Source organism: Paraperlucidibaca sp. (genome assembly GCF_982810325.1).
On sequence record NZ_CEYEMI010000011.1, the window covers coordinates 1 to 11,871 of the forward strand.

The window sequence follows — 11,871 nt, forward strand, 5'->3', positions numbered from 1 at the left end:
CTGTTGCAAATCGTGCGCGCAGAAATGCACTACCTGCGCACCATACAATAAAAGCGTGGATGATTTCGCAGGAAAAGTATCACGCCTTGCGATGGTTTTACGTCCATCGGAATGCACTCACCGATGATTCAGTAGGCTCCCTCACTGTATATCAGTTCGTAGCTGTGACTGTAGATTTCCACGATGTTCCCGAATGGATCTTCCATGTAAATCATTCGATAGGGCTTCTCGCCTGGGTAGTAGTAGCGCGGCTTTTTCATGCGCTGCTTGCCACCAGCGGCCACAATGCGCTCAGCAAGCTCTTCGACGTTGGGGTCTTGCACGCAGAAGTGAAAGACCCCAGTTTTCCAGTATTCAAAGTTGTCTTCTGGGTTTATCTGGTTTTTGAATTGAAACAGCTCCACACCAACCCGATCGCCGGTGGATAGATGGGCTATTCGGAAACTTCCCCATCCTGCTCCGAACACCTCGGTGCACATCTCGCCTATAGCGCTGTCGTCTTCTTCGATCTCGGTGGGTTTCATTATCAGATACCAGCCCATGACCTCTGTATAGAAATGGACAGCCCGCTCTAGATCAGGGACGGAAATACCGATGTGTGAGAAATTTCTTGGGTAAACGTTGCTCATTGCGCGTCCTCCTCTAACTGAATGGAGAGAAGGTTACCGATCGCATTTAATTATGTAAAATTATCATATCTAATCAAATATATTACATTACGTTATGATAAATCCTGCTTGGTTACGCAGCTTTTGCACCCTTGTCGACGTTGGTCACTTTACTCACACGGCTGAGCGGCTCCACATGACGCAGTCGGGAGTGAGTCAGCATATGCGCAAATTGGAGGAGGCTCTAGGTGTCGAGTTGCTTGTACGGGACGGGAAGAAATTCTCGCTCTCGGATGCCGGAGAGAGACTTTATGCTATGGCACAGGACATTCTGCAGGCTCTGTCGAATCTAGAGCAGAGAGTTGGAGAGGACCCGCCCTATGAAGGCATGGTACGGGTGATGTCTCCGGGGAGCGTCGGACTTAAACTATATCCACACTTATTAGCGCTGCAAAAAAAACATCCAAAACTCATAATAGATTATCGCTTTGCACCCAATTCCGACGTCGAGAATGCAATCGCAGAATCCACCGTGGATATTGGCTTTATGACATCAAAATCCACCCTAGCTGATGTCAGTTGTACGCCTGTCGCAGAAGAGTCGCTATTGTTAGTAACGCCTGCGACGGTCGAAATGCCGGACTGGGAAACCTTGATGGCCATCGGTTTTATCGACCATCCTGACGGAAGTCATCATGCCAGTCTGCTGATGGGCGCCAATTTTCCGGAGTTCCAGCACATTCATCAGTTTTCTAGGAAGGGATGGTCGAATCAAATTGGTTTGATTCTGGAGCCGGTCAGTTTGGGCATGGGTTTTACGGTCTTGCCGGCTTATGCGGTTGAGGCATTTCACAAGCCTAAGCAAATCAAAGCTCACCGACTTTCCAATCCAGTGAGTGAAACGCTATTTCTTTGTGGCCGGCGTCAGCGGGCAATGCAGAAGCGAATGGAAACGGTAATAGCGGAAGCTAGGCGATGGCTATGAATTCGACGTTAGATTCCATAGGATATTTTGTTGTGAACTAGCGCTGGCAACGCGCGCAAAACACGGTGCTGCGTGCGCTTAAACGAACCTCAGTAAGTGGTTTATTGCAGCGCACGCATGGCTCGCCAGCGCGACCATAAACACTTAATTCCTGCTGAAAATAACCCGGTTCACCTTTGCCATTTACAAAGTCGCGCAGCGTTGTGCCGCCACGCTCAATGGCCTGCGCGAGGATCTCACGGACGGCCGCGCTGAGCGCCTTATAGCGCGCCTGGCTAATGCCCCCAGCTTCGCGTAGCGGGTGGATGCCGACGCGAAACAGCGCTTCATTGGCGTAAATATTGCCGACACCGACCACCACGTGACTGTCCATCAGAAAGCTTTTGATCGGTGCAGATTTTCCGCGGCTGAGGCGAAATAGGTGTTGGTCATCGAAGGCTTCACTTAATGGCTCGGGCCCCAGCGATACCAAAAGTGGGTGTTGCTCGACGGGTAGCTCCAGCCATAGGCAGCAACCAAAGCGCCGCGGGTCGTGGTAGCGCAATTCCCATTGTGGCTCGGCATCTAGATCGTCTTCGCGATCGCTCAGACTAAACACCAAATGATCGTGGGTTTTACGATCGGTGCCAGGCTCAACTAAGCGCAGGCTGCCGGACATGCCCAAATGCACCATCAGCACGCCAACATGACCGTTGGCCTCGTGCTCGCAATACAGCAGCAAATACTTCCCACGTCTGTCGATGCGCTGAATGAGGCGGCCAGTGAGAGTGTCGGCTAATGATTCGGGCACAGGCCAGCGCAGGCGTGCGTTATGCACAGCAACTTCGCTAACGCGGCGGCCGATGCAATGCGGCGCGAGGCCTTGGCGGGTGGTTTCTACTTCGGGTAATTCAGGCATGGCTTGTTGGCGTGGCAGATTAATGGCGCAAGCGTAACCCATGTGCAATGAGATCGCGTAAGACCGTGCGCACCATGGTCGCGACTTCTTGTGGATGTGCTTGAGGCATAGCGCTGCAAACGCGTGCAATGAGCTCAGAGAGTGCCAGCGGTGCTTCGGCCTGAGTTAGCGCTTCGAGCAAAAAGGCGGCAAATGGCGTGATCTCATGTATTTGCAGCGAGAGTGCGGCGTCATCAGCGCGCAAGGCCATTAAGCAGACAGACTCTTGCTTTACGACGCTTAGGTCGCTGTCTTCGCGCCATTCATGCACGCGCCATTGGTAGGCTAGCGCCCATGCTGGACCGGCGAGCTGAAGTTGCGGGTCATGATCGGCCGAGAGCGCCTCATCCAAGGCGTTGGTATCGACGCCTAAAGCCATTGGGCGATCATCGATGTCGGCAACCAGCTCCATCCATTCGTAATGCATGAGCGACTCTAGCCAAGGCAAGGCGAGGAGGTCTGGCCAATCTAAGCTTTCAATGAACTCTCTGAAATGTAGCGAAATATCGTAAAAAAATGGCGAAGTGCAGTTAAAGTCGGCGAAAAAGCGATTAGTAAGTCGCGACCATAAAGCCTCGCCCAATTGTGCTTTGGCAATAGGGAATGTGATATCGACAAAATTAATGACGTTGTTAAACAGCAGCTCGCGATAAGTCGCTAAGCGCTCGGACTTAATGCCTACTGGTGCGGCGGCTGCTTCGGGGTCGCGCAAATGCGCGGTGAAGGCGTATTGCAGGCGCTGAAACTCGGGTAGGTGGGCAGATTGAGGCTTGGTTTGCTGTTCGTTGGCATGTTTGGTTTGCTGCGCACTCATGGCCTCAGCCTCAGTTGAGACAGATGCTTTAAGCGGCACGGCTAATGGCCTGTATTTGCGCGCGGCGAATCAGCTGCATTTCGCCAAGCAAGTCGGCCATTGGCGGAATATTAAAGTCGCGCTCAAGCAATGTTGGCAGCACGCCGAAATGCGCATAGGCCTGATCAAGTAGAGCCCAAACATCATCGCAAACCGAGTCGCCGTGAGTGTCGATGCGTAAATCTTCAGCCTCGCGATAATGCCCAGCGATATGCACATAGCTGATGCGCTCAGCCGGTAAGGCGAGCAGGTATTCGCGAGCATTGAAGCCATGGTTGATGCTGTTCACGAAAATATTATTCACATCCAACAGCAAGCCGCAGTCGGCGGCTTTTAAGACTTCGCTGACAAATTCGTGCTCGGCCATTTCTGAGCCGGGCGCGGCATAGGTCGAGACATTTTCCAGAATTAAGCGACGACCTAGAATGTCCTGCGCTTGGCGCACGCGAGCGGCTACATAGTCCACGGCTTCACGCGTCATCGGGATGGGCAGCAAATCGTAGAGATGGCCTTGATCGCCGGTATAGCTCAAATGCTCGGAGTAGGCGCGAATCTGGTGTGTATCGAGAAAGTCGCGTATGCGCTTGAGTAAATCAATATCGAGTGGTGCAGGGCCGCCAATAGATAGCGACAAGCCATGGCAAAGAAAGGGATAGCGTTCGGTGAGTTGGCGTAAGTCGCGGGCATAGCGGCCGCCAAGACCAATCCAATTTTCCGGTGCTATCTCAAAAAAATCGGGGCGTGTAACGTTCGTGATGACTTCCGACTCGGTGAGAAACTCAGCCATAAAGCTGCGTCGCAAACCGAGACCGGTGCCATTCACCGGAAAACGTGGCTCAGAGTGAGAGACGTTCATCCGACTATCAATAACTTACTTTTTAGCGCCGCATTTAGCTTCGCCGCACTTGCCTTCGTGTGCCGCTTTTTCTGCGCCGCATTTAGCTTCAGCAGCTTTCGAGGCGGCTTCTGTTTTAGCGGCTCCGCATTTGGCTTCTTCAGCTTTCTTTGCGCCACAGCTAGCTTGAGTAGCTTCGGTTTTAGCCGCGCCACACTTGGCTTCGCCAGCTTTAGCAGCGGCGGTGTCGCCAGCGTGTACAACGCCAGTCATGGATAGAGCCAACATGGCGGCGATTGGAGTCAGAGTCTGTAGCTTTTTCATCGGTATTACCTCAAAAGTTAGGACGCTTGGCATCGTGTTTGCGCCATCGTCACAGCTTAGACAACGACGCTAGCAACAACGTTACATACAAAAAGAAACATTTTTCATTTTGTTTGCGAATAACGCTGAGCCAGCAGCGAGGCCATGGGCTCAGCTAACACAACGGTTATCAGTGAGGGTGCGTGTGGTTATGCTCTTCGAGTGCTTGCAGCCAAGCCTGCACTTGCTCTTCGCTAACAGGCTTAGCTTCACGCTTGCGCAGGGCTATCAGCATGGTGATGATTTGGATGACAGCGCGTCTGCAGTTAGCGCAGCGCACCACATGCCATGTCACCAGCAAGTTGGTTTTGATTGGCAGTGCACCGGATAAAAACTCGGTGGCATTAGTGCCGACATCACGACAATTTAGCATTCGCCTGTCTCCTCGTAATGCGACACCATAGTAAATACGCGGATTCGCGCCCTGTGCAGCAAGACACGAAAGTTAGACTGCGAAATGGCCAAGGTGTTACAAATTTCTTTCGGGGAAAGCCCTTCAATATCCTTCAGTGTTAGTGCCATGCGTTGACCATCGGGCAAGTCGGCCATGTGGTGTTCTAGGCAGTCCTGCAGCACATGCGCTTCAAGCAATGCTTGTGGGGTGTCATCGGTCCAGCGCTGAAATTGCACGCCCCATTGCGTACCGAAAGGTCCGCCAGGCACAAAAGCATTAGCCAGTGGGTCGTGCTCACCCTCGAGGCCCTCTAACGACACTTCACGCTTTTGGCTGCGAATGATGTTGTAAGACTTGTTCATGGCAATGCGTACGAGCCATGTTTTCAGGCCTGAACGGCCTTCAAAGTTGGCGATGGCGGAATAGGCCGAAATCCAGCTCTCTTGCACAGCATCTTCGGCATGACGCGGCGCAATGCTGCGTGCGGCTGCAACCATTGCACCGCCAAAGCGACGCATGGCCTCACCCCAGGCCGATTGTTGACCCCCGCGCAAGGCAGCAAGTAAATCACGTTCGCTACTGTCGGCATTGATTTTCGATTCGGTGGCTGTGGCCATCCGTAGTCTCCCTCTAGCTATTATTTTTGGACGTTGAGTTGCTGTGATCCTACCCAATGACGGGCAAATTGCTGTGCCACGCGGCCACTGCGTGAGGCTCGAGTTTGAGCCCAACGTAGGGCCTCGCCACGGATATTTTTACTCCATTCGGTGTACCCGAGCTGCTGTAAATGATGCTGCACCAAGCGCTCGTAATCGGCCTGCGAGAAGGCTAAGAATGATAGCCAGAGGCCGAAACGCTCCGACAGCGAAATTTTCTCTTCGGTGGATTCGCCGGGATGCACTTCGTCGTCTATCCATTGAAACTCTTTGTTATCGGCATGCACAGTGGGCATGAGAAAGCGGCGATTACTGGTTGCATAGATGAGCACATTATCGGCGGGTGCTTCAATGCCGCCATCGAGTGCGGTTTTCAGTGCAATAAGCGCTGGATCGGCGTTAGCTACAGAGAAATCATCAACATATAAAATAAAGCGCTCGGGCTTGCCGCGTAATGGTGCAACGATTTCTGGTAAGTCGATGAGGTCGTGTGGCGGCACTTCAATTAAGCGCAGGCCCTCGTCGGCAAACTCATTGAGTAATGCTTTGACGAGGCTGGATTTGCCTGTGCCACGAGCACCGGTCATTAGAGCGTGGTTGGCGGGAAGGCCAGCAACAAACTGAGCGGTGTTTTCGCGTAGGGCAGCCTTTTGGCGGTCGATGCCGAGCAAGTCATCAAGGCGAATAGCATCAATGCGGTCGATAGCTTGTAGGGCATGGTGGCGCCAGCGCCAAGCGAGAGTTGAGGTGCTGTTCATAGGGCTCAATGATAAAAACACCACTTGAGTATAGGGGAACAAAGTCGATTCATAGACTAAACAAGATGATGTGTCCGTGAATATTCTAGCAACTGTGCTTGGATGGCTGTGAATCAGGTATTACAGTGCAGTAATAACAAGAAGACTCCTAAGGGGCGCTGCATGAAAATCGGACACTCGTTTTCGTTAAAGATGCGCCAAGCTTTAACGGTAGTCGCTGCTTGCAGCTTGATAGCTTGCGGCGATAGCGATAGCAGCAGCACTAGTTCAAGCGCTAATAATGGCAATGCTGGTGGCGCGCGTGTATTACGTGCTGAGACAGTCTTGCCTCCTGGCCAAAGTGGCAACGTCAGCTTGCTTGGACAGGCGCAAGGCTTGCTGAGTGGTAGTCCTGCCAGTTATGGCTCGCATATCGACGATCAGCGCGAGTTGTACTGGTCGTTTCGTGCAAAGCCGGCGGTGCTAGGGACACGACCTGGCAGCCCTTCCTCGCCAAAATCAGGCATAAGTATTTATCGTGATGACTTTGGCGTGCCCATTGTCTATGCCGATAACACGCAGGATGGTTGGTATGGCGTGGGCTATGCCATTGCCGAAGATCGTTTGTTTTTACTCGATGCGGTGCGTCGTACAGCCAAAGGCACGCTTGCTGAGTTGACTGGCTGCAGTGCAGTTCCAGCAGATATACAGCAGCGCCTACTGACCTATACCGAGGCTGAATATCAAACCATGTTTGATGCCGCTACAAGCGAAGCTAAAGCCTCGGTTTTGGGCTATGTCGATGGTGTTAATGCGCGCATTGCGGCGGTGCGCAACAATCCCACTTTATTACCAGCTGAGTATGGCCTGCTCACTAGTTTGCCTGAGCCGATTACAGTAAGTGATGTGTTGGCGTCGGGGGTTTATATCACGCGCTTTGTGGCTGCAGAGGGCGGTAATGAGATGGCCAACGTGGAGCTGCTAAAGTCGTTATCGACAAGCCTAGGCTCTGAACGGGCGGGCAAAGATGCATTCCTCGATTTTACTTGGTTGGATGATCAGCAGGCAGCGGTAAGCGTACCGTCTAGCGGGCCACGTTTTAGTAATCACACCACGCCGAAGTCCGCTAGAGAGGCTGTTTTTGAGCAACAGGCGACATGGGCGATGACTTTGCCGGTTACTTTAGCTAATGGTTTGGGCACGGGCGCAGCTCCGGCGCCAGTGCCATGTGGGTTGCCGGTCATCGCTATGGCAACATCGGCCTCATCCGCTCTTGCGAGCGCGGTGCCGCGTGAAGTGCTGGTGCCGAAGGCTGGGCAAAAAATGCTGGCATGGGCTGAGCGACCATCTACATGGGTGCTAGCAAAGTCAGCATTAGTGTCACCTACTGCTGAGCAAAAATATGCAAGCCGCGAGTTGACTCAGCGAGTGCAGGTGGCCATGAATGAGCTGCGTGCCTATCTGCATGGCGGTTCGCATGCCTATGCCATAGGCTCAAGTAGAACAAAGAGTGGTGGTACTTTATTGGTTGCTGGGCCTCAGCTGGGCTATGCCTATCCACTCTTGTTAGTAGAGTTTGAGATAAATATACCAGGAGTATCTGCGCGTGGTGCTTCGGTACCAATTTTGCCAGCTGTGGGCATTGGCTATAGCAATCATGCGGCGTGGGGCTTAACAACGGGGTATTCAAAAACAATAGACAGCTTCATTGAGACGCTCTGCTCCACGGCACAGCGTGGACAAGGCGAGTGTCTCGCAAATCAGTATTTCCACGATGGTTTATGGAAAAATATGAGTTGTCGGCAAGAGTCGATTAAGTATCGAGCAGCGACGCAGGGTGTGCCGTTATTGCCGGCGCTACTGAGTACATCTGCGCAGCTGTGTCGAACGCTGCACGGGCCATTGGTGGCACGAGACGATGATGCAGGCCTCGGGCGTAGTGTGAGTTATGCCATGTGGTTGCGCGAGATTGAGACTATTGAGGGGATTCAAGCGTGGAGTCGAGCGAAAACATTTGCAGAGTTTGATGCTGCCATGGCGCTCGTCACTTGGAATGAGAACACTGTCGTAGCCACTCGGGATGGCCATATTGCGTTTTATCATCCTGGGCTTCATGCCAAGCGCCATCCCAGCACTGATATGCGCCTGCCCATCAAAGGTACCGGTGAGTTTGACTTCGATGGCACCTTATCATTTAGCGCAACTCCTCAAATACGTGATCCGGCTCAAGGCTATCTGGCGAACTGGAATAATAAGCCGGCATTGGGCTGGCTTGATGGCGAAGGCTTGGGCAGTACGAGTCGTCCAGGTGGTGCTGGGCAGCGGGTGACAATTATCGCCGACCTGCTGGCCAGTCGGCATGATTGGGCTTTTAGTGATTTGATTGCGCTTGATGAAGCGGTTGGTACGACTGATCCGAGGGCACGTGAGTTTGTGCCTATCCTGCAGCGCTTTTATGATGCCCAGGCGAGTCAGCTCAGCGCGCCAAGTCGTTTATTACTTGAAGCCATGTTGAGCTGGGATCGTCGCCATTACGCTAAGGGTTTAGATATTAAGGATCCGATGGCGCGTGACACTCCTGGTGCGACAGTATTTGATGAGTGGATCAGGTCTCTGCGCGATAGCCTATTTGCGCGCCTGCGTGAGGCTCCTCTGGGCGAGGGGAGCGCCTATGATCGCTTTGCTGGTGTAGGCAGCCATGTTTTTGATCAAAGTGTGATGGATAACGTGGCGCTGCGTATTTTGGCGCCTGGTCGCTCGAGCATTGCCACGCGATGGCCGTGGGCGGCAGGGCGTAGCTTGGAGCAATTGATGGTTGAAAGCTTAAACTTGACGGCCAGTCGCTTGAGTCAGACGTGTGCCAATGGCGGCGAGCTCACGCCGGGGTTATTGGCGCAATGCCGTCGGGTGCACCCACGCAGCCAGCTTTGTTCACTGTCTGGTGTGATTGGCCCAGGCGCATCGACGGTGCCAGGCACATCGTGTGTGACCATGCCCTACCAAGATCGCGGCAGTTGGGTGCAGCGAATTGGTTTTGAGTAGATTAATGCTGCCATCTTAGGCAGATAATCAGTAAGCACAAAAAAGCCCGAACAATGTCGGGCTTTTTTGCGAGAAGCTGCAACTAATTGCTAAAAAACGGCAATTACTTGATTTTAGCTTCTTTGAACATCACGTGTTGACGGATTTTGGGATCAAATTTTTTGATCTCCATTTTTTCCGGCATAGTGCGTTTGTTCTTTGTGGTTGTGTAGAAATAGCCAGTGCCAGCAGTGGACACAAGACGAATCTTATCGCGCATGATGTGACTCCTTTACCAGCGGCTTAAACAGTAACGCCCTGAGCGCGCAGATCAGCAACGATCACGTCAACACCCAGTTTGTCGATGGTACGCATGCCTTTAGTGGACACGCGCAGACGCACGAAGCGTTTTTCGCTATCTAGCCAAAAACGTTTGTAGTGCAAATTTGGTTCGAAGCGACGCTTCGTTTTGTTGTTCGCGTGCGATACGTTGTTGCCAACAATCGGACGCTTGCCTGTAACTTGGCAAACTTTAGACATTTCGGTCTCCGCAATTCATTCAGCTCGCCGCCAAACGGCGGCCGACAGCGAGGGCGCGATTTATACCAGAACAAGTCGCACGCTTCAACGTAAACGGCGAAATTTTGTTCCAGATCGCCTATATTTGGCGTTTTCTACGATTCACGACGAGTAAAACAGAGAAATTACGCATGAGCAGAGAGATTATTTCATTAAAGTTGAGCGGCGCAAAGCACATGCAGAGTGTCATCGCTAAAAAAGCATTGCCGGCGGTCCTTCGCGCCACGATGCGTCCTTTATGGGCGAGCAAAATACCTGTGCCTACCATGCGCAGCCTCACGGAAGGCCTGTTGCGCTATGGCTTGATACCTCGTGCTGCAAAAATTAGCAGCACTCGATTGGCAGGCCGTGACTGTGAATTGATTACGCCGGCAGCAGGTGCCAGCGAGCAAGTGCTGTTTTTTGTCCACGGTGGCGGCTATGTCGCCTGTTCGCCGCGTACGCACCGGCCTTTAACTAGTCGTCTGTGTTTGGCGCTTAAGGCTACAACCTATGTGCCGACGTATCGTTTGGCGCCAGAGGCTCCTTATCCTGGCGGGCTCGATGATGTGCATCAAAGCTATCTTGCGCTGTTGAAGAAAGGTGTTTCGCCCGAGCATATCTCGCTAATGGGCGATTCTGCTGGCGGTGGCATGGCACTAGCGCTGGCTCTGCGTCTGCGTGATCGTGGCGAGCCGTTACCAGCGCGGATGGCATTGATTTCGCCTTGGGTCGATCTCACGCTGCAAGGCGAGTCGCTACAGTCTAAAAATGATCTAGATCCGATGCTTAGTCAGGCATGGATATATGCCAAAACGCCGCTCTATTTAGGCAAAACGGCTGCCGATGACCCCGGCGTATCACCATTATTTGCTGATCTGGCAGGTCTGCCGAAGACATTGGTGCAGGTTGGCACGAATGAGATCTTGCTGAGCGACTCGGAGCGCTTAAAGGTGCGTGCAGATGCCTGCGGCTGGGCATTGCAGCTGACGGTTTGGGATGGCATGTGGCATGACTTCCAAATGCTGGCCGATATGCTGCCAGAGGCGAATGCCGCGATTGAGGCTATTGCCGAGTTTGTTGAGAGCACAAAATAGTCGCGGGCCTAGTTGAGAGGCTAGCGCGGTGCGCTCAGCCGCAATTAAGCCGAGTGATCTAAATGCGCTAGCTCGTCGCCCGTGCGAGCTGTCGCTGAGCTTGCCAATGCGCCCGATAATCGCCGGGCGTCATCCCTGTCCAATGCTTAAACGCCTTAATAAACACCGCTGCTTCGCGAAAGCCAATATCTCGCGCCACCGCGTTGATACTGGTCTGTGGCTCGCGCAGCAGCGCCATGGCATGCTCGCGGCGCAGCTCATCCTTAATTTCCTGATAGCGCGTGCCTTCGACCAAAAGCTGTCGGCGCAATGTCCGGCCAGTCATAAATAGCTCGCCAGCGACGACATCTAAGCTGGGTAGATCAGCCATGCCGCCCTGTACCAATCGGCTGCGCACGCGGTGGCTGAGGCTGCCTTGAAACACCGGCTTGATGAAAAACCCCAGCGGCAACTCACGGATTAAGACTTTCAGCTCATCTCGACTGCGTGTGACTGGCAGCGCCAAGACACGAGCGTCGAAATGCAGCGCGGTACGGTCTTGGTTGAAATGATGCGGGCAGGGATAGAGCTGATGGTACTCGGCCTCATGCGGCGGCGGCGGATAACTAAAGTGGGTATCGGTGAGCAAAATGCGGCGGTTAATTAGCCAGCAGGCGAGACGATACCAGCACAGCAAAATCGTCTCGGTGAGCACATGGCCTGGATCGCGCTCAGGCTCGCGCAGGCGCAACTCGAACTCAGCGACACCATCGCGCTCGCTAAGACGCAGCGAAATGCTATCGGTGAGTACGCGATAAAAATGCGCACCCTGGCTTAGCGCTTGCCCC

At 53.1% G+C, this 11,871-nt stretch carries 14 protein-coding genes and 1 pseudogene; 3 read left to right on the top strand and 12 right to left on the bottom strand.

Annotated features, from left to right (window positions below; all coding sequences use genetic code 11):
- Positions 1-128: 128 nt before the first annotated feature.
- Positions 129-629 (bottom strand): lactoylglutathione lyase family protein, encoded by a 501-nt coding sequence (locus AC3DKE_RS05520; protein ID WP_340675978.1) that lies wholly within the window; start codon positions 627-629, stop codon positions 129-131.
- 94 nt (positions 630-723) lie between these two features.
- Between AC3DKE_RS05520 and AC3DKE_RS05525 the strand changes: the two genes are divergently transcribed.
- Positions 724-1,593, top strand: a complete 870-nt coding sequence (locus AC3DKE_RS05525) for a LysR family transcriptional regulator (RefSeq protein WP_487990190.1) — start codon at positions 724-726, stop codon at positions 1,591-1,593.
- Between the two features lie 37 nt (positions 1,594-1,630).
- On the opposite strand, the gene mutM is transcribed toward AC3DKE_RS05525, so the two are convergent.
- The 7 genes from mutM to AC3DKE_RS05560 all read right to left on the bottom strand — a co-directional run bounded on the left by mutM (position 1,631) and on the right by AC3DKE_RS05560 (position 6,389).
- Positions 1,631-2,491 (bottom strand): bifunctional DNA-formamidopyrimidine glycosylase/DNA-(apurinic or apyrimidinic site) lyase, encoded by an 861-nt coding sequence (gene mutM, locus AC3DKE_RS05530; RefSeq protein ID WP_340676145.1) that lies wholly within the window; start codon positions 2,489-2,491, stop codon positions 1,631-1,633.
- A 19-nt stretch (positions 2,492-2,510) separates the two neighbouring features.
- Positions 2,511-3,344 (bottom strand): HvfC family RiPP maturation protein, encoded by an 834-nt coding sequence (locus AC3DKE_RS05535; protein ID WP_487990191.1) that lies wholly within the window; start codon positions 3,342-3,344, stop codon positions 2,511-2,513.
- 28 nt (positions 3,345-3,372) lie between these two features.
- Positions 3,373-4,239 carry an HvfB family MNIO-type RiPP peptide maturase gene (locus AC3DKE_RS05540; RefSeq protein WP_411729560.1) on the bottom strand — a complete coding sequence of 289 codons (867 nt, stop codon included), beginning with the start codon at positions 4,237-4,239 and terminating at the stop codon, positions 3,373-3,375.
- Positions 4,240-4,254: 15 nt separating this feature from the next.
- Positions 4,255-4,542 carry an HvfA family oxazolone/thioamide-modified RiPP metallophore gene (locus AC3DKE_RS05545; protein ID WP_340675982.1) on the bottom strand — a complete coding sequence of 96 codons (288 nt, stop codon included), beginning with the start codon at positions 4,540-4,542 and terminating at the stop codon, positions 4,255-4,257.
- Positions 4,543-4,711: 169 nt separating this feature from the next.
- Positions 4,712-4,954 (bottom strand): hypothetical protein, encoded by a 243-nt coding sequence (locus AC3DKE_RS05550; protein ID WP_340675983.1) that lies wholly within the window; start codon positions 4,952-4,954, stop codon positions 4,712-4,714.
- Positions 4,948-5,592, bottom strand: a complete 645-nt coding sequence (locus AC3DKE_RS05555; RefSeq protein ID WP_340675984.1) for an RNA polymerase sigma factor — start codon at positions 5,590-5,592, stop codon at positions 4,948-4,950. Before AC3DKE_RS05555 ends, AC3DKE_RS05550 begins: the two co-directional genes overlap by 7 nt.
- Before the next feature lie 20 nt (positions 5,593-5,612).
- Positions 5,613-6,389 carry an ATP-binding protein gene (locus AC3DKE_RS05560; RefSeq protein ID WP_340675985.1) on the bottom strand — a complete coding sequence of 259 codons (777 nt, stop codon included), beginning with the start codon at positions 6,387-6,389 and terminating at the stop codon, positions 5,613-5,615.
- A gap of 162 nt (positions 6,390-6,551) precedes the next feature.
- Between AC3DKE_RS05560 and AC3DKE_RS05565 the strand changes: the two genes are divergently transcribed.
- Positions 6,552-9,410: a penicillin acylase family protein gene (locus AC3DKE_RS05565; protein ID WP_487990192.1), complete on the top strand. Its 2,859-nt coding sequence runs from the start codon at positions 6,552-6,554 to the stop codon at positions 9,408-9,410.
- 103 nt (positions 9,411-9,513) lie between these two features.
- Here the strand turns inward: AC3DKE_RS05565 and rpmG are convergent, their stop codons facing one another.
- Positions 9,514-9,669, bottom strand: coding sequence for a 50S ribosomal protein L33 (gene rpmG / locus AC3DKE_RS05570; protein WP_116207284.1), 156 nt, complete (start codon positions 9,667-9,669; stop codon positions 9,514-9,516).
- Between the two features lie 23 nt (positions 9,670-9,692).
- Positions 9,693-9,929, bottom strand: coding sequence for a 50S ribosomal protein L28 (rpmB, locus tag AC3DKE_RS05575; protein WP_340675987.1), 237 nt, complete (start codon positions 9,927-9,929; stop codon positions 9,693-9,695).
- A gap of 170 nt (positions 9,930-10,099) precedes the next feature.
- Here rpmB and AC3DKE_RS05580 point away from each other — a divergent pair, with 170 nt between their 5' ends.
- Complete coding sequence (locus tag AC3DKE_RS05580; protein ID WP_379071366.1) at positions 10,100-11,044, top strand: alpha/beta hydrolase; 945 nt, start codon at positions 10,100-10,102, stop codon at positions 11,042-11,044.
- Positions 11,045-11,111: 67 nt separating this feature from the next.
- Here AC3DKE_RS05580 and AC3DKE_RS05585 read toward each other — a convergent pair whose 3' ends face one another.
- Positions 11,112-11,414, bottom strand: a complete 303-nt coding sequence (locus tag AC3DKE_RS05585; protein ID WP_487990216.1) for a helix-turn-helix transcriptional regulator — start codon at positions 11,412-11,414, stop codon at positions 11,112-11,114.
- A 180-nt stretch (positions 11,415-11,594) separates the two neighbouring features.
- A pseudogene (locus AC3DKE_RS05590) lies at positions 11,595-11,871 on the bottom strand (AraC family transcriptional regulator ligand-binding domain-containing protein); the annotation flags it as partial.